The sequence below is a fragment of the Streptomyces sp. NPDC091209 genome (assembly GCF_044757755.1).
Taxonomy (GTDB): domain Bacteria; phylum Actinomycetota; class Actinomycetes; order Streptomycetales; family Streptomycetaceae; genus Streptomyces.
Window position 1 is genome coordinate 44,611 of the sequence record NZ_JBIVVR010000004.1, and the last position, 24,269, is coordinate 68,879.

A 24,269-nucleotide genomic window follows, 5' to 3' on the forward strand; every position below is an offset into this window, starting at 1 on the left:
GTATTGCCGGGTGTCCCTGGATCTCCCCTGGTCCTCCCCTGATCCTCCCCGGGGCGATCGGCTCATGAATGCGGCGGCCGTCCGGACACGTCGGACGGCCGCCTTTCATCTCACCGCGGATGAACGTCTTCCCGGTTCACGGTGTGTACACCGTCGGCCGGGGCGCCGTGGCCATGCCGTTGCCGATGAAGAAGCTCGGGTGCGGCGGCTGGTTGTAGGCCGTGTTCTGCCAGGCCAGGGCCGTACGGTACTGGGTGTCGTGGAGGAGTGTGGTGATCTTCGTGGTCGTTTCGTACGGGGTGGAGTAGATCCTCAGGGCCGTGTTGTCCGTCGTGGGCCAGACGACCTCCTCGCGCCAGTCGCCGAGGATGTCGCCGGACAGGCACGGCGTCGCCTTGGTGCCGTTGTCGGAATGGACGCCCGAGCCGGTCAGCAGGCGGGTGTCGGCGGACGTGCCGTACTTGTCGATGTGGGTGTCGTCGAGGAGTTCGCGGACCGTGTCCCCGTCCCACCAGGACAGGAAGTTGACGCTGCCGGGCTTGCGGGTGGCCACGACCGTGCCCTGCGGGTTGCGGACGCCGTCGGCGTGCGAGGACCAGGACTCGGCCCCCGCGCTGCCGGCCCAGACGTCGCCGGACACGCCCCGGCCGTTGTCGCCGTCGGCGGCCGTCGACCACAGGATCGCGCCGGTCCTCGCGTCCGCCATCCACGAGGCCGGCTTGGTGGAGTCCTCGTCGACCTTGAACTCCTCCAGGCCCGCGCGGGAGGGGTCGAGATCGCCGACGTGCATCGCGTCTCCGTGGCCGTTCTTGGTGGTCCACAGTCCGGAGCCGTTGTCGTCCACGGCCATCGAGCCGTACACGATCTCGTCCTTGCCGTCACCGTCGACATCGGCCACGGACAACTGGTGATTGCCCTGCCCGTCGTACCCCTTGCCGCTGTTGGTCGAGGAGTTGGTGTCGAAGGTCCAGCGCCGGGTGAAGGCGCCGGCCCGCCAGTCCCAGGCGGCGATGACGGTACGGGTGTAGTAGCCGCGCGCCATGACGAGGGAGGGCCGGGAGCCGTCCAAGTAGGCCGTCCCCGCGAGGAACCGGTCGACCCGGTTGCCGTAGGAGTCGCCCCAGGAGGAGACCGTGCCGCGCGCCGGGACGTAGTCGACGGTGCCCATGGCCGCGCCCGTCTGCCCGTTGAACATGGTCAGGTACTCGGGGCCCGAGAGGACGTATCCGCTGGAGTTCCGGTAGTCGGCCGAGGAACTGCCGATCACCGTGCCCCGCCCGTCCGTCGTGCCGTCCGCCGTCTTCATGGCGACCTCGGCCTTGCCGTCGCCGTCGTAGTCGTACACCTGGAACTGCGTGTAGTGGGCGCCCGAGCGGACGTTCCTGCCCAGGTCGACGCGCCACAGGCGGGTGCCGTCGAGCTTGATGCCGTCGACGATCGTGTCACCGGTGTAGCCGGACTGGGAGTTGTCCTTGGCGTTCGTCGGCTGCCATTTGAGGACGAAGTCGAGCTGCCCGTCGCCGTCGAGGTCACCGACGGACGCGTCGTTGGCCTCGTAGGTGTACGCGACCCCGTCGGGGGTGGTGCCGCCGGCGGGCGGGGTGATGGGAACGTCCTTGTAGCCCGTACGGAACTGGACGGCGTGCACCGAGTCACCCTGCTCCACGCCGTTCACGACGGCGCGGACCGTGTAGTCGGCCTGGGCGGGCGCGCCCGAGTGGAAATAGTTCGTGGAGCCGCTGATCGGGGCGGAGTTGACCAGCGTACCGGCGCGGTAGACGTTGAACGACACGTCGTTCGGGTCGGTGCCGAGCCAGCGCCAGCTGACCAGGTTGCCGCTGTCGGTGTGGACGCTGACGACTCCCCGGTCCAGGGCTTCGACCTGTCTCGCCGTGGCGGCCTGGGCCGGACCCGCGCCAAGTGCGCTCAGTCCGGCGGCGATCAGGGCGGCGGCCGCCAGGGCCGAGCCGATCGCGCGTCTGCGGTGCTGCCGTTGCGGGTGCTGCACGATGGATACCTCCTGAGAGGACAGATGCTTCCGCCCTCTCAGTCGCCGCCGCCCACAAGGGAGTTGCCGCCTCGCAGCAAGCGCTCTCTACGCGTATCTGCGGGCCAGTTCGGCGACGGTTCCGGCGATGCGGGCGCGCAGTTCGGGCGATTCCAGGACCTCGATCGCCGTCCCGAGCCGCAGGAAGTCGTCGTGGGCCTGGTCCTCCGACTCGATGGGGACGGTGGCACGCGTCCAGCCGTCGTTCTCCGTACGGCCGTTGAGCGTCACCGCTTGCCCGGCGGGTCCGCTCAGCCGGGTTCCCGGCGCGATCCGGACGACTGCCTCCGCTCGGTGCAGCCGCTCGTGGAAGTCCCGCTGGTACGCCGTCCAGTACGCCGCCAGGTCGAATCCTTCGGGTCGCGCGAACTCCTCGTCGGAGGCGGCGAGTTCGAGGATCTGGTCCACCCGGAACGTGCGCGGCCCCGGACCGGCGACGACATACCAGCGGCCCGCCTTCTCGGACGGCACCCCGCCCGCCACCTTCGTCGTCCTGCACCGGGGCGGTGACGGCAGCGCCTACCTCAACGCGTACAGCTCGGTGTGGGACAACGTCCTGCACTTCCAATGCGCCGCCGCGGGCCAGCCGGTGCTGGGCTGCCCCGACCGGGACCCGGCCCACTTCATCGTCCCGGACCTCCCGTGGATCGGCTGCGTCTGGGAACTGCCGCCGATCCTGCACGAGCGGGACGCCTGGGTGCGGCACCTTCTCGCCTCCGAAGTACCCGACCTGGAGGCCTACTTGAACGACTCGCTGCCCGAGGGAACCACGGGGGACCGCGCATGAGCAACGCCCGCACCATGCAGTTCACCCGAAGGCAGGCCGTCTGACCTGTGCCGGACCGGGGTTTCATCGACTTCGGTCGCGTACGTGTGAGTTCAGACGGGTTCAAGACTTGCGAAACGCCCGCAAGGTGAACTCGGGTTCCTGACGCGGGACATCCGGGTCCGGCAAGGCCTCGATACGGTCGGCGAGTCGGGGGCCGCCGGCCGCGTAGAGCTCGCCGGCCCGGATGTGGTGGGCGACGCGGCGGGGTGTCCTGCCCTGACCGTGGCCCCGGAAGCGGGCCGTGCCGCTCCGGAGCAGGCCGCGTTCGGCGGCGTACGCCGTGACGCGTTCGGCTTCGTCCGTGGCCCGCTCGGCGCGATAGGGCGCGGCCAACGCGTCTATGTCGCTGCCGACATGATGGGCCGCGGCCTTGTCGACGGTGGTGACGAACACGCCGCCCGGGCGCAGGACCCGTGCGGCCTCGGCGACGACGGGACCCGCGTCGCCCAGCAGGTGCAGCAGCCAGATCGCCGAGACGGCGTCGAACGAGCCGTTCGGGAAGGGGAGCCGACGGCAGTCGGCGAGGACGACGGATCCCGGCAGGCGCGCCGCGGCCCGGCGTGCCATGCCGTAGGCCGCGTCCGTGCCCGTGGCCCTGAGCCCGGGCCGCCCCGCGACGAGCCGGCGCGTCACGATGCCGGTGCCACAGGCCAGGTCGAGCAGGCTGCGGGCGGCGGAGGGGACCAGCGCGAGCACGGCGTCCGCGGCCGCGGCGGCCCTTGGCTCACCGCCCCGCGTCGCGTCGTACCTGTCCGCTTCCTTGTCGTAGTCCAGCACAGAGGTCAGTTTGCGCCGTGTCCCGGTGCGAGCGCCTCCACCCTGCGGGCGAGATCGAAGTCGAGCGCGGTGACGGCGCCGCCGACGCTGTGCGTGTTCACCGTGAGGGCGATCGTGTTGTAGCCGAGGGTGAGGTCGGAGTGGTGGTCGAGCTCCTCCTGCACCTGGGCGATGTGCACGACCATCGCGGTCGCCGCGAAGTGCGAGCCGAGCCGGTAGGTACGGGCGAGCCGGTCCCCTTCCAGCGACCAGCCGGGCAACTCCGCCAGCCGTTCGTCGATCTCCTTCTGTGCCAGCGGTTCGACGGCCATGGAACGGATCCCTTCGTACGGCGGGTGAGATGTGCGGGGTGGGGCGATGAGTACAGGGTGAGGCCCTTGCCAGCGTGCCACAGCCGCACCCGGCAGGCGGGCACGGCGCGAGCGGCGCGGCTCGGCTCGTGGCCGACCCGGTTGCCACGTCGACGGCCCGTCGACGGCCCGGCCCGGGGCGCATCGCCGACCGCCCGGCCACGGTGTCCGAAGGCGGCCCGGAGTCCGGGGTGGCTCGGCGACGGCCCGACTCGTGGTGACCCGGCAGCGGCCGGCCCCGGCGGATCGCCGCCGGGCCCGGACCGGCGCGTGGCCCGCCCCTGGCCCCGACGAGCGCGGAACGCCTGGAGCGGCCCGGCTGGATCAGCGGTGCGGGCCCGGGGTGGACCACCCGCGGACCCGGACCGGCGCGTGGCCCGCCCCTGGCCCCGACGAGCGCGGAACGCCTGGAGCGGCCCGGCTGGATCAGCGATGCGGGCCCGGGGCGGACCACCCGCGGACCCGAACCGGCATGTGGCCCGCCCCTGGCCCCGACGAGCGCGGAACGCCTGGAGCGGCCCGGCTGGATCAGCGATCCGGGCCCGGGGTGGACCGTCGGCGGTGGCCGGGGACACGCTTGTGCGGCGGTGTCCGGGAGGGGCGGGGCCGGCTGACCGGGCGCTCACCGGCGTACGCACTCCGTCGCGAAGTCGTCCGCCAGGAGCGTGATCGTGGCGCGGCCCTCGATCCGTTCCAGCCATTCCTGGGGGAGCCCGTGGTCGCCGTGCCGGGCGCCGAGGAGGTTGCCGCAGATCGCGCCGGTGGAATCACTGTCGCCCGAATGGTTCACGGACAGGAGCAGGGCGTCGGTGACCCGGGGCACGGCGAGGGCACAGTAGACGGCGATGGCCAGGGCCTCCTCGGCGATCCAGCCGGCGCCGAGGGACTCGGCCTTCTCGGCGGTCGGAGCGCCTTCGGAGGCGAGGTCGAGGGCGCGGTTCAGGGCGGCCGTGGTCTCCTCGTGCCCGGGGTGGCGGGCGAGCAGCCGCAGCGCGCGCAGGACGGCGCCTTCCAGGGAGTCCCCGGCGACCAAGTGGGCGACGATCGCCGCGAGGGCTCCGGAGGCGTAGTACCCCGTGGGGTGGCCGTGGGTCATCTGGGCGCAGCGGGCGGCCATGCCGAACACCGTCCCGGCCGGGGCGCGGCTCAGCCCGAACGGCGCCGAGCGCATGACCGCGCCGCACCCCTTGGAGTCCGGGTTGACGGGTCCGGGCGGGCCGAGCTCGCTCATCGGGTCGGGACAGTGGTCCTGCTCCCCGAGCCCGGAGAGGCAGGCGTTGCCGGGTGCCCGGCGGGCGTACAGCCAGGTCTGCGCGGCGAGTCCGCCCTTGACGTCCAGGCCGGGTCCCGGCTCGGACTGGGTGTCGAGCCACCGGCCGTACGCCCAGCGCACCAGCCGTGACCAGCCGCCCCCGATCCCCTTGAGCCGCTCGCGGGCGTGCGCCTGCTGGAGGCCCTCCACCGTGAACAGCGTCATCTGGGTGTCGTCGCTGATCCGGCCCACCACCCCGTCGGCGTCGGGGACGGGTCCGGCCACCCCGCGCGGTCCGTGCGCGGCGCGGATCCGGTCCAGGGAGTCGAACTCGACGGGATAGCCGAGGGCGTCGCCGAGCGCGCCGCCCAGCAGGCAGCCGCGGACGCGTGCCCGGTAGAGGGCCTCCGCCTCCCAGGACAGGTTCCACAAGTCGTTCACGTGCCACTCCTCGACTACGGTCCTCGTATGCGCATTGTCCCGTCCCGTGCCGCCGCCGTCTCAAGTGCCTCCGCCGAGAAGGGTGTCGGGCCGCTGCTGCGCGGCTGGCGCGAGGAACGGCGGGTGAGTCAGCTGGAGCTGGCGCTGCGGGCGGGCTCCTCGGCCCGGCACGTCAGTTTCATCGAGACGGGCCGCTCCCGCCCGAGCGAGGAGATGGTGCTGCGGCTCGCCGAACACCTCGACGTGCCGGTGCGCGAGCGCAACGCGCTGCTGCTCGCGGCCGGTTACGCCCCGCACTATCCGGAGACCCCGCTCGACGACCCCTCGATGGACGCGCTGCGTGAGGGCGTCGAGCGGCTGATCCAGTGCTACGAGCCGTATCCGGCGCTGGTGGTCGACGCGACGTACGACGTTCTCGCCGCGAACCGCGGCATCGCCATGCTGCTGGACGGCGTCCCGGAACGGCTCCTCGTGCCGCCGCTGAACGCGATGCGGCTGGCCCTCCACCCGGAGGGCCTGGCGCCGCGTATCCGCAATCTGCGCACCTGGCGGAACCACCTGCTCGCCCAGATGGAACGGCAGATCGCGCTGCGCCGTTCGCGGCCGCTGCGCGCGCTGTACGAGGAGGTGGCGGCCTATCCGGTCCCGGACCGGGACGCGGTCGAGGACGACGAGTCGCTCGGGTCCGCCCCGCGGTTCGCGCTGCCGATGCGGATCGAGCACGACGGCCGGGTGCTGTCGTTCGTCTCGTCCATCTCGACGTTCAACACCCCGATGGACGTGACGGTCGCCGAGCTGGCCATCGAGACGCTCCTCCCGGCGGACCCGGCGACGGTCAAGTACCTTCATTCACAGTACGAGTGATGAACCGTCACCGATCCGGTGCCGGTCATCCGGTCGCGGAGCTCGGCACCCGTCAGGGTCGATGGATCTCACATCACCCTGGATGCCGTCGTGTTGGGGTCAACCTCTGATGGTTCTCCACAGACATGGCACACTGCACGCATACTTCGGCGCGTGGGGAGGCGTGGCGTGAGTGAGCGGCGGCCGGCACCCACGGTGGGGCAGGTGGTTCTGGGGCGACGGCTCCAGGAGTTGCGCGAGGTCGCGGGCCTGAAACGGGAAGAGGCGGCGCGTGTCCTGCGGGTCGCGCCGGCGACCGTGCGACGCATGGAGACGGCCGAGGTCGCCCTCAAGATCCCGTACGTGCAGGTGCTGTTGACGACGTACGGGGTGGCCGACGACGAGGCGGACGTCTTCGTCGCGCTGGCCGAGGAGGCGAACGAGCCCGGCTGGTGGCAGCGGTACCACGACGTGCTGCCTGACTGGTTCAGCATGCACGTCAGCCTGGAGGGCGCGGCCCAGCTCATCCGCTCGTACGAACCGCACTTCGTGCCGGGGCTGTTGCAGACCGAGGAGTACGCGCGGGCCGTGCTGGAGGCCGGGACGGTCGGGCAGACGGGCCCCGGCGCCATCGACCGGCATGTGGCACTGCGCATGAAGCGACAGGCGCTGCTCACCCGTGAGAACCCTCCCCACCTCTGGGTGATCATGGACGAGACGGCGTTGCTGCGTCCCGTCAGCATCCGGGGTGAGGTCATGCGCGAGCAGATGGACCGGCTCCTCGAATGGGTCGAGCTCGATCATGTGACGCTCCAGGTGGCGGAGTTCGCGGCCGGCCCGCACCCGGGGACGTACACCTCCTTCGCGCTGTTCCGCTTCGCCGAGCGGGAGCTGCCGGACATCGTGTACAGCGAATACGTGACCGGCGCCCTGTACCTCGACGCGCGCGAGGAGGTGGCTCTGCACCTGGAGGTGCTGGACCACATGTCGGCCCACTCCGCCTCCGCCCACCGCACCAAGGAACTCCTGCGGGAGTGCCGCGAGCGGTACTGAGCGGGCCCCGGTCTCGCGGGCCCGCCGGGACGAGCGACCCTGTCGGGTGGCCCGGGACCTGCGATAGATCTAGGCGGCACCGTCCTTGGCGGTCCCGTCCCGCTCCTCGTCCACGATCTCGGCGTCCAGCACTCCCTCGTCCTCGCCCTGAGCGTGCTCGGTGGCGGGCTGGTCCTCCTGTGCCGACTCCTGCTGGGCCCGGGCGTACATGGCCTGGCCCATCTGCTGGCTGACGGTGGCCAGTTTCTCGATGGCGCCGCGCAGGGCCGCCGTGTCGGTGGAGGAGTCCTCCAGGAGCTCTTTCAGTTCCGCGGCCGCCGAGGCGACCTCGGTCTTCGTGTCGGCGGGGACGCGCTCGTCGTTCTCGCGGACGAACTTCTCGGTCTGGTAGACGAGTTGCTCGCCGTGGTTGCGGGTCTCAGCGGCCTCCCGGCGGCGCCGGTCCTCCTCGGCGTACTGCTCGGCCTCACGCACCAGGCGGTCGATGTCGTTCTTGGGCAGCGCCGATCCGCCGGTCACGGTCATCTTCTGCTCGCGCCCGGTGGCCAGGTCCTTCGCCGAGACGTGCATGATCCCGTTGGCGTCGATGTCGAAGGCGACCTCGATCTGCGGGACCCCGCGCGGCGCGGGAGGCAGACCGGTGAGGTCGAAGACCCCGAGCTTCTTGTTGTACGCGGCGATCTCGCGCTCGCCCTGGTAGACCTGGATGCCGACCGACGGCTGGTTGTCGGCGGCCGTCGTGAAGATCTCCGAACGCCGGGTGGGAATCGTGGTGTTGCGCTCGATGAGCGTGGTCATGATGCCGCCCTTGGTCTCGATGCCGAGGGACAGCGGGGTGACGTCGAGGAGCAGCACGTCCTTCACGTCTCCCCGGATCACCCCGGCCTGGAGTCCGGCGCCGACGGCCACGACCTCGTCCGGGTTCACGCCCTTGTGCGGGTCCTTGCCGGTGAGTTCCTTCACCAGGTCGGTGACGGCGGGCATGCGGGTGGACCCGCCGACCAGGATGACGTGATCGACCGCCGAGAGCTTCACACCGGCGTCCTTGACGGCCTGGTGGAAGGGGGTCCTGCAGCGGTCGAGCAGGTCGGCCGTCAGTTCCTGGAACTGAGCACGCGTCAGCTTCTCCTCGAGGTGCAGCGGGCCTTCGGCGGTGGCGGTGATGTAGGGCAGGTTGACGTTGGTCTCGGTGGCCGAGGACAGCTCGATCTTGGCCTTCTCGGCACCCTCGCGGAGACGTTGCAGCGCCATCTTGTCGCGTCCGAGATCGATGCCGTGCGCGGCCTTGAAGCGCTGCGCGAGGTGTTCGAGGATCCGCTGGTCCCAGTCGTCGCCGCCGAGCCGGGTGTCCCCGTTGGTCGCCTTGACCTCGATGACGCCGTCCCCGATCTCCAGGAGCGAGACGTCGAAGGTACCGCCGCCCAGGTCGAAGACGAGGACTGTCTGCTCCTCCCCGCGGTCGAGCCCGTAGGCCAGGGCGGCGGCCGTCGGCTCGTTGATGATCCGTAAGACCTTCAGGCCCGCGATCTCGCCCGCCTCCTTGGTGGCCTGGCGCTGTGCGTCGTCGAAGTAGGCGGGCACGGTGATCACGGCGTCCGTGACGTCCTCGCCGAGATAGGCCTCGGCGTCCCGTTTCAGTTTCTGCAGCACGCGCGCGGACAGCTCCTGCGCGCGGTAGCGGGTGCCGTCGATGGTGCCCTTCTCGGGAAACCGCCAGGTCACATCGCCCATGTACCGCTTCACCGACCGCGCGGTGCGGTCCACGTTCGTCACGGCCTGCCGTTTCGCGACCTCCCCGACCAGCACCTCGCCGTTCTTGGCGAAGGCCACCACCGAGGGTGTGGTGCGCGCGCCCTCGGCATTGGCGACGACCGTCGCCTCACCCCCTTCCAGTACGGCCACCACCGAGTTCGTCGTACCGAGATCGATTCCGACCGCACGTGCCATGTCCGTCCCCTTCCGCCAGGGCTCTGCCCGCCCTCAAGCACAAGACGCGCATTCCCGCTTGTCAATGGCGCGGACGGCCCCGACGGGGGCAAACACGCCGATGCCGCGCCCCCGCGGGGAGGACGCGGCATCGGCGTACGAACGTCAGGCGAGCTTCGCCGACAGGGTGATCGGCGTGCCGGTCAGGGCCTGGCTGACCGGGCAGTTCTTCTTGGCGTCCTCGGCGGCCGCGACGAAACCGTCGTTGTCGAGGCCCGGCACCGTTCCCTCGACCGTGAGGTGGATGCCGGTGATGCCCTCGCCGGGCTGGAAGGTGACGTCGGCGTTGGTGAGGAGCTTGGTGGGCGGGGTGCCGGCACCCGCGAGGGCGTGCGACAGCGCCATGGAGAAGCAGCTGGAGTGGGCGGCCGCGATCAGTTCCTCGGGGCTGGTCTTGCCGTTCGCGTCCTGGGCCCGCGACGCCCACGTCACCGGCTGCTGGCCGATGCCGGAGGAGTCGAAGGTGACGACGCCGTTGCCCTCGAGCAGGTTGCCTTCCCACACGGTGTGTGCGGTGCGCGTGGTTGCCACGATGAGTCCTTTCGGGTGTGGTCCCGTTGCCGGGGTCCGTGTCTCCCATCCGATCACACCCGGGCCCGGTACACCCCGCGGATCGGGCGGCGACCTGCCGGGGCGTGTCCGGGATTTCCCCGACGGGGGCCGGGAGAGGGTCTGCTGACGCAGCGTCGCCCGGACGCCTGGGCTGCTCAGGTCACCCGGAAGACCGGTCCGCGCGCGGTGAACGGGAGCCGTGCGCTCTTCGGGATCAGATAGGCGTGCTCGCGCCGCACCCGCAGCACGTCGCAGTATCCGTCCGTGATCACCAGGACGGGCGCACCCGGCGGGAAGTCGTCGGCGCGGTGCAGCAGGTCGACGCCCGGCTGCAGCACGGTGCCGCCGCGCCCGTGCACCCGCACGCGTCCGGCGATCTCCGTGACCGGCAGATAGCCCGCGTCGTGCGGCGCGGCGTCGCAGAACACGACGCGGGCGGCCGGTACGTCGCGGGCCTCGGCGTACGAGGCGATGGCACCCAGCGCCTTGCCGAGCAGCGTGCGGTCCATGGAGCCGGAGGTGTCGAGCACGACGCCGAAGGTGCAGCGGGCGATCTCCTCGGGCGGGAACCAGCGGCCCGCGCGCGGGATGTCGGGGGTGGCCGCCTGCCGGCGGGAGGGACGTGCGTACGACCGCAGGGGCTCGGGGCGGGGTACGAACTCGTCGAACCAGCGGGCGAGCCGGGCGTCCCAGGGCAGCGGCGGATGGCTGAGCGCGCGGATCTCCTCGACCAGACCGCCGGGCAGGAACCCGCGCTCCTGCTGCTGGTGCAGATCGAGACCCCGGGCCAGACCGCGCCGGTAGAACTCGTCGAGGTCGACATAGTCGCGCGGCGAGCCGAGCGGCCCGCCCAGGATGTCGCCCGCTCCCTTGCCGCGCAGCGTGGCGAGGCGGCGCATCCGGCGCAGATCGCCGGCGATCCGGTCGTAGACCTCCTCGGCCGAGAGGTCCTTCAACTCCGCGTCGTACAACAGCCCGTCGGGCATCGTGCCGATCCGCATCTCGCACAGCCAGCCGTTGATCACATAGTCGGCGGCGATGTTGAAGAGGTACGGATCACGGGTGCCGCAGCGGTCGCCGTGCCGCAGGGCGGCGTGCAGCATCTCGTGCGCGAGGACGAACCGCCATTCCTCGTCGCTGAAATCGCGCAGCGGGTTGATGTAGATCTCGGCCGCCTCCGTGTCGACGGCGGCGACGGAGATGTCGTAGGCGCGGGCGATCTCGGCGTCGGCGACGAGGGTGATGCCCGCCGCGACGCCGCCGAGCAGCGGGTAGGAGGAGACGAACCAGCTCAGCGCCCGCTCCCAGGGCTGGAGCCGGGTGGGTCCTCCGCGCATGGACGCCCGCCGGCCGCCCGCCACGTCCATCGCGTCGGCCATGGTGCGGGTCAGCGCGTGCGCGAAGGCCACCTGCCAGTCGGGCGGGGTACCGCCCATCCAGGTGTTCCAGGGCACCAGCACCTGGTCCGGCTCGCCGCCCGCCGTACCGCAGTGCTCGTACATGGGCGGGATGCCGTCGCGGCGCCAGCGTGCGGCGAGCCGTTCCTCGTCGCCGTCGGGGTAGGAGGCCGGGAGCTCCTCGGGGGTGAGGCCCACCGGGAAGCCGAGCAGGAAGCGGTTCACCACCACGCAGCGGGCGGCCAGGTCGAAACGGTCCGGCTGCTCGCGCGTGCCGGCCGCGGCGGGGACATGGCCGAAGCCCAGATGGATGACGGCGTGCGCCACGGCCCAGGCCCAGGCGGTGGGTTCGGCGCGGACGGTGTGGTTGGCGTGCACGGTCCCGTCGGAGTCGACGGCCACCAGTCCGTTCCGGGGAGCCATGGTGCACGTCTCCTGCCGGCAGGTGCTGAAGCCGATGGCGGCCAGCGCGCGGTTGGCCCGCACCAGCCGCATCCCCTCGGCGAACGCCTCGGCGGCGGGATCGGGTTGGCTCTTCGCGCCGGTCTTGGCCTCGGCCTTGCGGGAACGGCTCACCGCACGGCCTCCACGGCCTCCACGGCCTTGGCCGCCACGACGCCCCCAGGCACTCCGGCCACTCCGGCCGCCTTGGCCGCCCCGACCACTCCGGCCGTCTTCGCTGCCCCGGCCGCCCCGACGGACTTACGAGGGTTCCGAGTCGTACGGGATCTCACTGGCGCGCCTCCACCAGGCGCGGCATGTCCCGGGCGGCCTCCACCAGGAACCAGGCGGGCAGGACGGGATTGCCGTCGGCGTCGGACGCGATGACGCTCTGGGCGACCTCGACGGAGATCTCGGCGAGCTGGACGAGCAGGGACTTGGCGCGGTACGCCGTCTGGCGGGCGTTCGCCGAGAGGTGTTCCCGGTCGGCGGGCAGTTCCTTGACGAGCCGGCCTCGGAAGGACTCCGCGAGGTAGTAGAGGAGGTCGCGGTCCTCCATGCGGGAGGGCCAACGGGCGTCACCCTTCAGGATGGCCTCGATGCCGAACCGGCTGCGCACGATCTTGACGTAGCCGCAGAAGGCGACGGCGTGCGCGGGCGTCAGCGTGCCGTGGGCGATCACCTTCAGGGTCTCCTCGTCGATCGCGGGGCCGAAGGAGCCCAGCGCGTCGGAGAGCATGTGCCAGGAGCGCGGCGTGGAGAACGGCTCCTCCGTCTTCGGCGGCCTGGACCACAGATGGTCGGGCCGGTCGGTGAGGTGGTCGAGCACCCAGGGGTGGATGTCGTTCGCGGCCGCCCAGACGAGCCAGTCCTTCGGGGAGACCTCCAGGTGGACGTGCGTGAGACGGTTGACCAGGGCCGAGGCGATCGGGCGAGCAAGCGCGTTGTCCGTCGCGCGGTTGCCCGCGCCGATCACGATGGAGCCCTTGGGCAGCTCGTACTCACCGATGCGGCGGTCCAGGATCAGCGAGTAGAAGGCCTTCTGCACATCGGGGGTCGCCGCGTTCAGCTCGTCCAGGAACAGGCAGTACGGCTCGTCGCGGGCGATCGCCTGCGGCGGGCAGAAGACGGAGCGTCCGTCGCGGATCTGCGGCACGCCGATCAGGTCCTCCGGGGCCAGCTGCGTGCCCAGCAGACTCACACACTCCAGCCCGAGCGATTCGGCGAACTCCCGTACCAGGGAAGACTTTCCGATGCCGGGGGCGCCCCAGAGGAAGACCGGCCGCACGGTGGCGAGTCCGAGCAGCAGCTCCGGGATACGGGCGGGAGTGACGGTGACGGCTGCCTGCACAGGCGAGCTCCTTGGGGGCGTTCGAGAGAGGCGCGCAGAGGCGCGGCGTCGATGCGCACAGTGTGGGCGCGGAGGTCCGCTCACCGCCTCCCATTTTCGAGGCGCGCGATCCCGTCACCGGCCACCCGGACCCGGGTCGCCCTTTCGACGCGCGCGACCTCGCCAACGGCCACCCGGAGCCCGGCCGCCCGATCAGTCCGCCGCCCGATCACTCCGCCACCCACCCGCTTGGTCACCGGGCCACCGGGCCACCGGGCCACCGGGCCACCGGGCCACCGGGCCACCGGGGAGTGTCCCGCTCAGGCGGCCTGCTCGTCCGGGCGGGCCGGCAGCGGTACTTGGGGGCCGTCGCACTCGCGCAGCCAGCGCCGCAGCACGTCGTGCACCCGCTCGGCGCCGACGAGTTCGGTGTCCGCGCCGACGAAGTCGGTGTCCGCGCCCGCGAGTTCGGCGTCCGGGCCGACCGGCGTGGACAGGGCGACCGGGGAGAGCAGGAAGGGTCTCCCCTGGGCACCACCGAGTCCGCCGTGCGAGCCGATCTGCTCCTCGAAGGCGAGGACTTCGCCCTCGGCGGGGTCGTACGAGGAGTTGACCATGATGTCCGCGGCGTGCGGGAACGCGTGGGTGCGCCGCACGGCGTCGGCGGCGCCGGGGCCGAAGTCGGCCAGCGGGCCCGGGTGTTCGTCGTCGAGGTGGTCCACCGGCACCTCGACGCCGTGCGCGCCGAGCACGAGACCGCCGTACTTCTCGCTGCGGACCAGGAGGAAGCCGACGCCGGGATGGTTGGCGAGCGTGGCGAGCAGCGCGGGGTGGCGGCGGTCGATCTCCTCCCGGCTCATCCGGTGCGGAACGTCGGGGAAGGAGACGAGACCGAGGTTGCCGGAGGCCAGGACGAGGGGCTCGGGGCGGCGCCCCGCCGGTTCGCGGCGCTCCTCGCGCTCCTCGACCGGCCTGCGCAGCGCGGCGCGCACGGTGGTCCGCGCCTCGGCACCGCTGTGCGTCCGCCGGGCCCTGCGGGGCACGGGCAGGCCGCAGCCGGCCCGGACCAGATGGCCGAGGCTGAGGCCGTAGCGGGTCTGGAAGGTCTCGCCCGGGCTCTGGCCGTGGTCGGAGAGCACGACGATCCGGTACGGCCGCGGGGCGTGCTCGGCGACCTTCTCGATGAGCGCGAGCGACCGGTCGAGCCGCTCCAGGATCTTCTCGGCGTCCCGGCTCCGCGGCCCGGAGTGGTGCGCCACCTCGTCGTACGCCACCAGGTCCGCGTAGACCGCGTTGCGCCCGGCGAGCATGTCGCCGATCACCGCGGCGACCACGACGTCCCGCTCGACGACGGTGGCGAAGGCGCGGATGAACGGGTACAGGCCGCCGCGGTTGACCCGGGGCCGTCGACGCTCGACGCGGGCCCGGGTGGACTGGCCCGTCTCCCTGAAGACTTCGGCGACGAACGACATCGCCGTACGGACGGCGTTGGCCGGGTCGGAGAAGTACGCGAAGTAGCCCGCCCGCGATCGGTTGTCCCGTCCCCTGCGCGCGGCCACGGACAGCACGAGGGCGAGCTCGTCGGCGCCGCCGCTGAAGAGGTTGCCGCGGCTCGCACCGTCGACGGTGAGCAGCCCGCCGTCACCGGTACGCGCGACGGCCCGCCGCTGCAGCTCCGCGGCGCTGTTCGGCCGGTTGCAGACCATGACCTCCTGGGTGTCCTTCTCGTACCACCGGAAGGCCGGGACGTCGTGGTTGGTGCCGTGCAGGATGCCGAGCTGGCTGGCGCCGGTCTGGCTGGACCAGTCGGTGCGCCACGGGGTGAGCCGGTGGGTGGGGCGGGGCCCGCTCAGCCATCGGTCGGCGGTCGGCATCAGCCCTTTGCCGATCGCCTCGCGCAGCACGTCGTGCCCCACCCCGTCGAGCTGGAGGAAGACGGCACCGTGCGTCGAGGGACCGGGCCGCCCGGTCAGGCGTCGACGGCGGCGGTCGGCGAGCCGGTAGAGCCGGCGGCGGTACGCGTCGTCGTCCCGTACGGCGAGGGCGCCGCCGGTGGCCGAGGCGACGGCGGACATCACGGCGGCCACGACCACGGCGGTCTCGGGGGCCGCCTCACCGTGTCCGGAGGGGCTGAGCCGCAGGGCGATCAGCAGCAGCGAGCCGTTCAGGAAGAAGACGAGCAGACCGAGCACCAGGGCGGGGACGAGCAGCAGGGCCCGCACGAGCAGCGGCCACACCAGCGCCGACAGGAGGCCGAAGACGCCCGCGCCGACCGCCGCGGTGACGGCGATCCGGGTCGCGCTGTCCCCGCCGGCCGACTGCAGCCGGAAATCGGGCAGCACACCGGCGAGGACGAGCATCGTGACCGTGGACACGGCCCACACCGTGATACTCCGCCCCGCCGCGCCGGCGACGCGCCGCCACCGTCCTCCGTCCACGCCCAGACCACCTCACGTCCCGGCCCGCCCGGTCCCCGCGGCCCGCTCCCACCCTGTCACAACGGCCGGAGATCCCCAGAAGTCCCCAAAAGCCGCAAGGAGTCCCCCAGGGTTTCCCTCACAGCTCCCCGCGGAACGTTCTCAGGGCTCTGTCTCCGGGGAGAGCTCAGCGGCCGTCGTATCCGGCCGTCGGCATCGACAGGCGGCGGTGGACCCGGGCCTTCATCTGCGCGTCGTACGACGGTTCGGCGGTGCCCACGGTCTCGACGCGCACGCCGCGGCGCACGCACTCCGCGGTGAACTCCTCGACCGAGGCCAGCGCGCGCTCCAGCACCCGGCGGCTGGGCGCGACGAACAGATCCACGAGACCGGCCTCGACGTCCGCCCACAGGCTGCGGTGGTCGGGGCGCAGACCGCGTACGAGGAGTTCCCGGGTGACGACGTAGCCCTGTTCGGCGGCCCAGCGGGCGCACATCGCGTGCTGGCTGCGGGAGTCGACGAGGAAGGGGTCCGCGTCGAGTTCCTCCAGCGGCGTCAGGCTCGCGATGGCCGTGACGCGAAGCGACGGGGGGCGCGACGCGGGGCCGATCCACTCGTGCGAGCGGTCGAGGGCGTGCGTGCCGGAGGCAGCGCGAGCGTCTCTCATGGCGTCCCCCTCACCTCCGGGTTTCGCCGCAGACCCTACTCCTGCCCGTAGGCTCGGGGGGAGTCGTGCGAAGGAGGCAAAGAGGTGCCGGTGGAGATCACCTGGTGGGGGCACGCCACCTGCACGCTGGAGGACTCCGGTACACGCGTGCTCACCGATCCCCTCTTCGCGCGCCGGCTCGCGCACCTGCGGCGCAGGCGCGGGGCGGCGCCCCCTCCCCCGGCGGCGGTCGCCGACGTGGCACTCGTCTCCCATCTGCACGCCGACCATCTGCATCTGCCGTCACTGGCGCGACTGGCCCCGGGCACCCGGCTGCTCGTGCCGCGCGGCGCCCCGCGCTCGGTGCCAGGACTGCGCAGGCTGGACCATCTGCGGCTCACCGAGGTCGCGCCCGGTGATCGCACCCGGGTCGGTGACCTGGTCGTCCGCACGGTCACGGCGCGGCACGACGGACGGCGGCTGCCGATCGGACCGCACCGCTCCCCCGCCGTGGGGTACGTGGTCGAGGGCGAGGCGCGGACGTACTTCGCCGGGGACACGGGGCTGTTCGCGTCGATGGCCGAAGAGGTCGGTGCGGTCGACGTGGCGCTGCTGCCGGTGGGCGGCTGGGGTCCGTATCTCGGGGAGGGACATCTCGACGCGGGGCGTGCCGCCGAGGCGCTCGCCGCGTTGCGACCGCGCAGCGCTGTGCCGGTGCACTACGGCACGTTCTGGCCCATCGGGATGGATGCCGTGCGCCCCCATGAATTCCATGCGCCGGGTGAGGAGTTCGTGCGCCTGGCCGCCCAACGTGCGCCCCACGTGGCCGTACACCTGCTGGGGCACGGCGAGAGCGTGCGTCCGGAGGCCGCTCGGTGATCCCCTGGCCCGCCGTGGGGGCGGTGGTCCCCGATCTCCTCCGGTCGGCCAAGGGCACGGCGCCGGTGATGTTCCTGTCCGCCGCGGCCCCGACCGTGCCGCCGGATTCCACTCAGCAGGCGATCGGATATCCGTCCCTGTTCCTGCTGGTGCTGATCGGGGCGCTGGTACCGGTGGTGCCGACGGGTGCGCTGGTCAGTTCGGCGGCGGTGGTGGCCTTCCATCGGACGTCGACGTCGCCCTTCGCGCTGTTGGCGGTTTTCCTGGTGTCCTCGGTCGCCGCGTTCCTCGGCGACATATCGCTCTACTGGCTCGGCCGGCGCGGCATGGGCTCGAAGAACGGATCGCGCTGGCTGGAGGCGATCCGGGAGCGCGCCCCCGAGGACCGGCTCGCCCGGGCGCAGCGGAAGCTCGCCGAGCACGGCATCGCGGTCCTCGTCCTGTCCCGCCTCGTTCCGGCGGGCCGCATTCCGGTGATGCTGGCCTGTCTGATGGCGAGGATGCCGATGCGCGTCTTCGCCCGTGGAGACATCCCGGCCTGTCTCGCGTGGGCGGCCACCTACCAGATCATCGGCATCCTCGGCGGCTCGCTCTTCCCCGAGCCGTGGGAGGGCGTGGTGGCGGCGGTGGCCCTGACCCTGGCGATCAGCGCGGCGCCGAGTGTGTGGCGCAGGTTCCGGGGGACACCGCCCTCGTAGGACGCGGTCGCTCCTCCACGAGGGGGACGCGGTCGCTTCCCGTCCGGGCGCCGCGGACGCGCCTCCCTCGGCGGTGGCGCGGTCGCTCCGGTACCCGGGAGCCTCGGACCGCCGGATCCCAGAGGTCCTCCCGGGCCAGGCCCGCCCGTTCCCAGGCGGCCCGCACGCGCCGCGGGGGCTCCAGTACCGGTTCCGCCGAGAGCCCGAACGTGCCCCAGTGGCCGCGTCATCGAGGGGACTCCCGTCGCTGAGCGTCGTCGTGGAGATCGCCGAAGGCCGACCCCAACCGGGTCAACGCACCGTGCACATGCGGCAGTTCCAGGGGCGACGGGGAGGCGAGGGATTCCTCCCGCTCCTCGTCGGTGGAGCCGAGCAGCGCCCCGGTGCCCAGGCGCACCCGCAGCGCGGCGAGGTCGTCGCCGAAGCGGTGTCCGCCCGGCGCGGGCATGCCGAGCCGGGCGGAGAGGTAGTCCTCCAGATCCTGCGCGTCGCCGACGCCGTGCGCGCCGAGGGCGGAGCGGAGCGGGCCGAGGTCGACGTACAGGTGCCGGCCGGCCTGCGGGGGGCGCACGACGGCACCCGCGGCGCCCACCGCGCGCTGCGCGGCGTCGGCCACCCGCGCGTGCAGGCGTACGGCGGCGGTGAGCCGTTCGGTGACCGCGGTGGGCTCGCCGAGCGCGTACGCGGCCGCCGCGGCGACCGGTTCGGCGACGCGCGCGCCGAGCACGGTGAGCACGTCGAGGACGCGGGAACGCAGCAGAGCGCCCGCGTCGTTGTCGGGAAAGCGGGCGACGGCGGCGGGCCAGCCCTGCGGCAGGAAGGCGCCCGCGAGGTCGGTGAGCACGGTGACGTCGTCGGGGAGCATCTCGGCGGGGCTGAGCAGCACGGTGTCGTGCGGCCGGTGCAGGGTGTCGCGCCAGGTCTCGTCGCTGACGATGTGCAGCCCCTCGCCCGCCGCGACCTCCACGATCTCGTGCACCACCTCGGGCGGGGCGACGGTGGCGGTCGGGTCGTCGGCCACGGACAGCAGGAGCAGGCGTGGGTCGCCGCCCTCCGCTCGCACTCTGCGGACGGTCTCCAGGAGGGCGTACGGGTCGGGGACTCCGCCGCACTCCGCGGGCGTCGCGACATGGAACACGGTTCTGCCGAGCAGGCGTGCCTGCGGCGCCCACCAAGCGGCGCACGGGCGGGGCGCGAGGACGTCGCCGCCGAGCGCTCCGGTCAGGGCCAGCAGCAGCGCGGGGGCTCCGGGGGCGGCCACCACGCGGTCCGGTGCGGCGGGCAGTCCGCGCCGGGTCCAGTAGCCGCGGGCGGCGTCGAGGAGCGCGGGGCCGCCGCCGAAGAGGTCGGTGTCCGAACGGTCCGCGGCGGCGGCCAGCACCGAGCGGAGTTCCGGCAGCACGGGCAGGCCCTGGTCGGGCAGCGGCGGCCCGTACCGGACCGGTCCATGGCCTTCCGGGGCCGTCCGCCGCATACCTGCCTCCGCACCGTGGGTGCCGCCGTTCGCTGTTCCGGAGCCTGCCCGTCCGTACGGTTCCGGGTGCCTTCGTCCCCTCGTACAGCTCACTTCGCGCGGATCGCCGGCCGGCGCCGTGGGCCGCTCAGCACGCAGAGGCATGCCGTCCCATGGATGCGCTCGTCCGTGCGCTCGTCCGTGCTCTCGTACGTGCTCCCGGGAACGCTCCTGCCGCTGCTCCTGTGAGTTGACCGGCGAGTGCGCCCGTCACATCGTCACCTGCCATGCCGTGGACCGTCACCGTGCCGCCCTCCCGGCTACGTCCGCCGGTGACGCAGCCGGTGCAGCCGGTACCCGGCCGCGCCCAAGGCCCCGGCGATCAGGACGCTGCCGACGATCAGAGCCGGCACGGAGTCGGTGAACACGCCGCCCTCACCGGCATGTACGCCCCCCTGGACGGTGGGCGGACGCTCACCGTCGCCGGTGCCCGTACCCACGCCGGAATCGGAGCCGGTCCCGTTGTCGGGACCGTGCGTCGCCGTGGCACCCCGGCTCACGGAGTACGCGGCTGTCCACTGTTTCCCGTGCCCGCCGGGCGGCGCGGGACAGACGCCGTCCACGTTCCACGGCCCGCCGGCGCCGCCGGCGTCCGGGCCGGCCTTGTCCGGGCCCACGATGCCGGGAGCCGCGGTGTCGGGAGCCACGGTGTCCGGGCCGACCGTGTCGGGGCCGACGGTGTCCGGGCCCACGTCATCCGGTCCCACGCTGTCCGGTCCCACGCTGTCCGGACCCACGGTGTCCGGACCGACCGTCTCCGGACCCACGGCGTCGGGGGTCGACGGGTCGGGGACCGCGGGGTCGCCGGCGACGGGAGCGGGTGCCGGCGCGTCGGGGGCGACGGTGTCCGAGCCCCCGACGGCCGGGCCCAGCACGTCCGCGCTTCCGGCGCCGGGATTCTTCGCGTCGGAGGCGCCCGACGCGCCGGGGCCCGACGCGCCGGGGCCCGACGCGCCGGGGCCCGACGCGCCGGGGCTCACCTCGTCGGAGCCGCGCCCCGCGCCGGACCCCGCCGTGGCGGAGTCCGCGGCCGGGTCGGGCGCCGCGTCCGACCCGCCGGACGAGACGTGGGCCGTACCGCTGTAGGAGGCGGCGCCGACGGCGCTCGGGTCGGTGCCCTCGACGCGGTGAAGCTGGACCTTGCCCTCCTGGAAGCCCTGGGAGCTGGCGTCGATGGCATCGGGCGGGGTCCCCCCGATCGCGTCGCAGGTGACCGTGATGGTGACGGTGCCGCCGGGTTCGACGGAGCCCGGGCTGACCTCCGCGGCCGGATCCGCGGACGCGCCCGACGCGGCGGCGCCCAGGGCGGCGCCGGCCAGGGCGGTGGCGTACAGGACACGGGCGGTACGGCGCATGAGCGGGGCTCCTTCGGCGGGGCTGCGGTCCGAGGGCCACGGCCGTCGTGTCCCTCGGGCCCATCAGAGCCCGCCGTCCCGCCGGGCGCGAACGGCCGGGCACCATTCGCGGGAAAACAGGGGCCCGAGCGGGTGACGCCGCGCGCCGCTGCGGCCGTCGCCCGGTGTACGGCGTCCGCCGACGCCGCCACGCGCAACCCGCCCCCACCAGCGGGCCGTACGACACCCGCCTCCGCGGCCCGTACGACAGCCGCCTCCGCAGGCCGTACGGCAGTCGCCCCCCCACGGCCCGTACGACAGCCGCCCATGCAGCCGTACGCCCCCGTGCCGCGGCCCGTACGACAGTCGCCGCCCGTCAGTCGTCAGCCGGCCTGGGACACCCGTTCCCTCTCCAGGCCCAGTCCGTGTCCCCGCTTGTCCACGACCGCCGCGGCGACCTCGGACAGCTTGCGGTTGGAGCCCTGGGAGATCCGGCGCAGGACGGCGAACGCCCGGTCCGCGTCGCAGCCCAGGACGTGCATGAGCATGCCGCATGCCTGGTCGACGACGGGCCGGGAGCGCAGCGCGGTCCCGAGCTGGTCGAGTTCGGTGAGCGCCGCGCGGTACGAGCGGTCGCGGACCAGGCAGGTCGCGGCGTGGTCGCCGAGGGCGCGGGCGGCTCCGTGCCCGGCGCCGTCGAGGGCGCCGGGCCGGAAGCTGTAGAGGCTGAGGGTGACGGTCAGCCCGGAACGGCGAAAGGGGATGGTCACGCTGGAGCGCACACCCGCGTCGAGGGCCATGGCCCGATAGGCGGGCCAGCGCTCCTCGGCCAGCAGGTCCGCCGCGTCGACGGGTTCGCCGCGTTCCAGAGCGGCCGGGATCGGCCCGTCGCCGGAGCGGAGCTGTACCGAGACGAGTCCGGCGAGGTCGGGGTGGGTCACCGCGGCGGGCCGTTCCGTGCCGCCCCCGGACACCATGCTGCTGGCACCGCAGCAGTCCGTGACGCAGCGCGTGGCCTGCTCGGCCAGTTCCGAGAGCCTTCTCCCGGGAAGGGCCGACTCGGGTGATTCCGGTCCCAGAACGCCCAGTTGATCGGTTTCCGGCATGGCTCACTCCTCCTCACTCCACGCCTTCCCGCTCAACTGCCGCGAAAACGAGCACTCTCGCCCAGGCCGGAACGGAGTGCCCCACCTGCGCGGACAAGTCCCGCGGGTTCCACCCCCGCCCCCCACGCCGTGGCCCGGTCGCGTTACGTTCATCGCATGGCGCAGACGGACGAATTCGGTGAAGAACTCGCGGATTTCGTGCGCCGCGTCTCGGAGTTGAAGGCGGCGCGGTCCGTGCCCGCCCAGGAGCTGCCGACGGTGCTCGACGCGGCGATCTTCGAACTCGACCATGTGGCCGAGCAGTTGTGGCCGGAGTTCCAGCGGCTGTCCGCGGCCGGTCCCTCCGGGATCGGCTCCGTGGACCGCCAGGAGCAGCAGCTCCTGAAGGCGTTGTTCCAGCGGGTGCCGGTGCCGGTCGTGCTGGTGGACCGCGAGAGCGTGGTGCGCCGGATGAATTTCGCGGCGAGCTCGTTCACCGGTGTCCGGGCCGGTTACGCCACCGGCCGGCCGCTGACCGGGTTCCTCGCGCACGCCGACCGGGCCGCGTTCCGGTCCCAGGCAGCGGCGGTGGCCCGCGGCGAGGGCGACCGCGGGCTCACCGTGCATCTCCAGCAGGAGCCCTCTGTGCCCGTGCGGGCGACGCTCGCCGCGTTGCGGCCCAGCGGGGAGCCGCGGACCGCCGTACTCGTGGCGCTCCAGCCGGTGGACGAGGGGAATCCGTCGGCTTCCCCGGGCGCACCGGGGCGAGGTGCGCCGGGGCGGACGGTGCCGAATCTGTCCGCGACCACACGGCACGCGGCGCTGATGGACCTGGTGGACGCCATGTCCACGGCGCTGCTCGGCCGTCCGGACGGCGACCGTTCGGCGGTGCTGGACCGCGCGGCCGGGGTGTTGCACGGGCGGTTCGCGGACTGGGTGGTGGCCGACGCCGGGGACGGACGGCTGTCCCGTACGACGGTCCTCGGCCCGTCCGGGTACGACGAGGAGGCGGCGGCCGTGGCCGCGCAGGATCCCGCCGCGTGCCCCCTTGTCGCGGAGGCGGTACGCGGCGGCTCCACGGCTCTGCAGGTGCGTCCCGAGGACCCGGACGCCTTCGGCCTCGACGCCTCGGGCGCCCCGGTCCTCGTCCGGGCCGACGTGACGTCCCTGCTGTGCGTGCCGTTGCCCGGCGCGTCCGGTCCCGTACGGGGAGTGCTGACGCTCTTCCGGACCGGCGGCCGGGTCCCCTTCTCGATGGCCGAGGCGCAGGCCATGGACCTGATGTCCCGTCACATCGCCCTGAGGCTGGGCTGGTCGGACTGAACCGACCCGCCTCTCGGCCTGGAGTCGGCTAGGCCGCGTCGCGCATGATCTGGTCGCGCAGCTGGGTACAGCAGCGGCTGATGAGGCGGGAGACGTGCATCTGGGAGATGCCCAGTTCGTCGGCGATCCGGCTCTGGGTCATGTCGCTGAAGAACCGCATGTACAGGATGGCGCGTTCCCGTTCGGGCAGGGCCTGAAGGCGGGGCTTGACGGCCTCGCGGTCGATGACGGTGTCGAGGGCCGGGTCGGGCGAACCGAGGGCGTCGCTGAGGGAGTAGCCGTCCTCGCTGCCCGGCAGTTCGGCGTCCAGGGAGAGCGCGGTGAAGCTCTCCAGGGCCTCGAGGCCCGCCAGGACGTCCTCCTCGCTCATGTGGGCGTGCTCGGCGATCTCGGCGACCGTGGGCCGACGGCCCGAGATGGTCTGCGACAGGTCCTGGCTGGCGAACCTGACCCGGTTGCGCAGGTCCTGGACCCGGCGCGGCACGTGCAGCGTCCACATGTGGTCCCGGAAGTGGCGTTTGATCTCGCCGGTGATGGTCGGCACGGCGTAGCTCTCGAAGGCGTTGCCGAGTTCGGGGTCGTAGCGGTCCACCGCCTTGACGAGGCCGAGCGCCGCGACCTGGCGCAGATCCTCGAAGCTCTCGCCGCGGCTGCGGAAGCGTCCCGCGAGCCGTTCGGCCATCGGCAGCCAGGACTCGACGATCTCGGCACGGAGAGTGTCGCGCCGCTGACCCGCGGGGAGCGTGGCGAGCCTGCGGAATGCCTCCGCGGTGTCGGGGGCGTCGTCGTGCGGATGGTGCGTCGCGCTCGCTTGAGTTCGCATGGTGCGTCGCAACTCCCTTGATGGTGCCGTGTGATGGACAGTCATCGTGGGAACGCACCCGTACGCCGGACGGATACACCCATGGCGCGGATTGCCGCTCCCACGGACGTGCCTCCTGTCCGAAGCACTGCAACAGCGTCTGCCCCGCGCCATGCGGGACAAACACCTTCCTATTCTCCCCCGAGCCGGACCGTCCGTCTCCTCGGGGCCCGGGGTGACCGCGACATCACAGCCCGGCGGTCACCGATCACGA

21 protein-coding genes and 1 pseudogene are annotated in these 24,269 nt (G+C 72.8%); 6 read left to right on the plus strand and 16 right to left on the minus strand.

What is annotated here, in order from left to right; genetic code table 11:
• Window positions 1–136 precede the first annotated feature (136 nt).
• Window positions 137–2,008, minus strand: a complete 1,872-nt coding sequence (locus ACIQRL_RS13115; RefSeq protein WP_401330931.1) for a rhamnogalacturonan lyase — start codon at window positions 2,006–2,008, stop codon at window positions 137–139.
• An 87-nt stretch (window positions 2,009–2,095) separates the two neighbouring features.
• Window positions 2,096–2,506: pseudogene (locus ACIQRL_RS13120) on the minus strand (helix-turn-helix transcriptional regulator); the annotation flags it as partial.
• Here ACIQRL_RS13120 and ACIQRL_RS13125 point away from each other — a divergent pair.
• Complete coding sequence (locus ACIQRL_RS13125; RefSeq protein ID WP_401330933.1) at window positions 2,463–2,834, plus strand: hypothetical protein; 372 nt, start codon at window positions 2,463–2,465, stop codon at window positions 2,832–2,834. The pseudogene ACIQRL_RS13120 and the gene ACIQRL_RS13125 overlap by 44 nt on opposite strands.
• Before the next feature lie 102 nt (window positions 2,835–2,936).
• On the opposite strand, the gene ACIQRL_RS13130 is transcribed toward ACIQRL_RS13125, so the two are convergent.
• The 3 genes from ACIQRL_RS13130 to ACIQRL_RS13140 all read right to left on the minus strand — a co-directional run bounded on the left by ACIQRL_RS13130 (window position 2,937) and on the right by ACIQRL_RS13140 (window position 5,696).
• On the minus strand, window positions 2,937–3,653 hold the full coding sequence (locus ACIQRL_RS13130) for a methyltransferase domain-containing protein (RefSeq protein ID WP_401330935.1): 717 nt from the start codon (window positions 3,651–3,653) through the stop codon (window positions 2,937–2,939).
• Between the two features lie 5 nt (window positions 3,654–3,658).
• Window positions 3,659–3,964 (minus strand): 4a-hydroxytetrahydrobiopterin dehydratase, encoded by a 306-nt coding sequence (locus ACIQRL_RS13135; RefSeq protein ID WP_401330937.1) that lies wholly within the window; start codon window positions 3,962–3,964, stop codon window positions 3,659–3,661.
• A 661-nt stretch (window positions 3,965–4,625) separates the two neighbouring features.
• On the minus strand, window positions 4,626–5,696 hold the full coding sequence (locus tag ACIQRL_RS13140) for an ADP-ribosylglycohydrolase family protein (RefSeq protein ID WP_401330939.1): 1,071 nt from the start codon (window positions 5,694–5,696) through the stop codon (window positions 4,626–4,628).
• 27 nt (window positions 5,697–5,723) lie between these two features.
• Between ACIQRL_RS13140 and ACIQRL_RS13145 the strand changes: the two genes are divergently transcribed.
• Complete coding sequence (locus tag ACIQRL_RS13145) at window positions 5,724–6,560, plus strand: helix-turn-helix domain-containing protein (protein ID WP_401330941.1); 837 nt, start codon at window positions 5,724–5,726, stop codon at window positions 6,558–6,560.
• A 168-nt stretch (window positions 6,561–6,728) separates the two neighbouring features.
• A complete protein-coding gene (locus ACIQRL_RS13150; RefSeq protein ID WP_401330943.1) occupies window positions 6,729–7,592 on the plus strand; it encodes a helix-turn-helix domain-containing protein in 864 nt (287 codons plus the stop codon).
• Window positions 7,593–7,661: 69 nt separating this feature from the next.
• On the opposite strand, the gene dnaK is transcribed toward ACIQRL_RS13150, so the two are convergent.
• From dnaK to ACIQRL_RS13185, 7 genes are all read right to left on the minus strand, one after another.
• Window positions 7,662–9,539: a molecular chaperone DnaK gene (gene dnaK / locus ACIQRL_RS13155; protein WP_401330945.1), complete on the minus strand. Its 1,878-nt coding sequence runs from the start codon at window positions 9,537–9,539 to the stop codon at window positions 7,662–7,664.
• Window positions 9,540–9,683: 144 nt separating this feature from the next.
• The gene (locus tag ACIQRL_RS13160; protein ID WP_401330947.1) at window positions 9,684–10,109 is read right to left on the minus strand and encodes an OsmC family protein; all 426 of its coding nucleotides are present in this window, start codon (window positions 10,107–10,109) and stop codon (window positions 9,684–9,686) included.
• Window positions 10,110–10,285: 176 nt separating this feature from the next.
• Window positions 10,286–12,022 (minus strand): hypothetical protein, encoded by a 1,737-nt coding sequence (locus ACIQRL_RS13165; protein WP_401331730.1) that lies wholly within the window; start codon window positions 12,020–12,022, stop codon window positions 10,286–10,288.
• A 77-nt stretch (window positions 12,023–12,099) separates the two neighbouring features.
• Entirely contained in the window at window positions 12,100–12,261 is a 162-nt protein-coding gene (locus ACIQRL_RS13170; protein WP_401330949.1) for a hypothetical protein, read from the minus strand.
• Complete coding sequence (locus ACIQRL_RS13175; RefSeq protein ID WP_401330951.1) at window positions 12,258–13,319, minus strand: ATP-binding protein; 1,062 nt, start codon at window positions 13,317–13,319, stop codon at window positions 12,258–12,260. The genes ACIQRL_RS13170 and ACIQRL_RS13175 overlap by 4 nt, the downstream gene beginning before the upstream one ends.
• A gap of 299 nt (window positions 13,320–13,618) precedes the next feature.
• The gene (locus ACIQRL_RS13180; RefSeq protein WP_401331731.1) at window positions 13,619–15,658 is read right to left on the minus strand and encodes an alkaline phosphatase family protein; all 2,040 of its coding nucleotides are present in this window, start codon (window positions 15,656–15,658) and stop codon (window positions 13,619–13,621) included.
• Window positions 15,659–15,902: 244 nt separating this feature from the next.
• Window positions 15,903–16,382 carry a hypothetical protein gene (locus ACIQRL_RS13185; protein ID WP_401330953.1) on the minus strand — a complete coding sequence of 160 codons (480 nt, stop codon included), beginning with the start codon at window positions 16,380–16,382 and terminating at the stop codon, window positions 15,903–15,905.
• An 84-nt stretch (window positions 16,383–16,466) separates the two neighbouring features.
• On the opposite strand from ACIQRL_RS13185, the gene ACIQRL_RS13190 reads away from it, so the two are divergent.
• Both ACIQRL_RS13190 and ACIQRL_RS13195 read left to right on the plus strand, forming a co-directional pair.
• A complete protein-coding gene (locus tag ACIQRL_RS13190; RefSeq protein WP_401330955.1) occupies window positions 16,467–17,240 on the plus strand; it encodes an MBL fold metallo-hydrolase in 774 nt (257 codons plus the stop codon).
• Window positions 17,241–17,308: 68 nt separating this feature from the next.
• Entirely contained in the window at window positions 17,309–17,938 is a 630-nt protein-coding gene (locus tag ACIQRL_RS13195) for a DedA family protein (protein ID WP_401331732.1), read from the plus strand.
• A 226-nt stretch (window positions 17,939–18,164) separates the two neighbouring features.
• Here ACIQRL_RS13195 and ACIQRL_RS13200 read toward each other — a convergent pair whose 3' ends face one another.
• The 3 genes from ACIQRL_RS13200 to ACIQRL_RS13210 form a co-directional block, all read right to left on the minus strand.
• Window positions 18,165–19,412 carry an aminotransferase class I/II-fold pyridoxal phosphate-dependent enzyme gene (locus tag ACIQRL_RS13200; RefSeq protein WP_401330957.1) on the minus strand — a complete coding sequence of 416 codons (1,248 nt, stop codon included), beginning with the start codon at window positions 19,410–19,412 and terminating at the stop codon, window positions 18,165–18,167.
• A gap of 299 nt (window positions 19,413–19,711) precedes the next feature.
• A complete protein-coding gene (locus ACIQRL_RS13205) occupies window positions 19,712–20,806 on the minus strand; it encodes a hypothetical protein (protein ID WP_401330959.1) in 1,095 nt (364 codons plus the stop codon).
• Window positions 20,807–21,168: 362 nt separating this feature from the next.
• On the minus strand, window positions 21,169–21,891 hold the full coding sequence (locus ACIQRL_RS13210; protein WP_401330961.1) for an ANTAR domain-containing response regulator: 723 nt from the start codon (window positions 21,889–21,891) through the stop codon (window positions 21,169–21,171).
• A 156-nt stretch (window positions 21,892–22,047) separates the two neighbouring features.
• Between ACIQRL_RS13210 and ACIQRL_RS13215 the strand changes: the two genes are divergently transcribed.
• Window positions 22,048–23,193, plus strand: coding sequence for a PAS domain-containing protein (locus tag ACIQRL_RS13215; protein WP_401330963.1), 1,146 nt, complete (start codon window positions 22,048–22,050; stop codon window positions 23,191–23,193).
• A gap of 28 nt (window positions 23,194–23,221) precedes the next feature.
• Here ACIQRL_RS13215 and ACIQRL_RS13220 read toward each other — a convergent pair whose 3' ends face one another.
• Entirely contained in the window at window positions 23,222–24,016 is a 795-nt protein-coding gene (locus ACIQRL_RS13220) for an RNA polymerase sigma factor SigF (RefSeq protein WP_401330964.1), read from the minus strand.
• Window positions 24,017–24,269 lie beyond the last annotated feature (253 nt).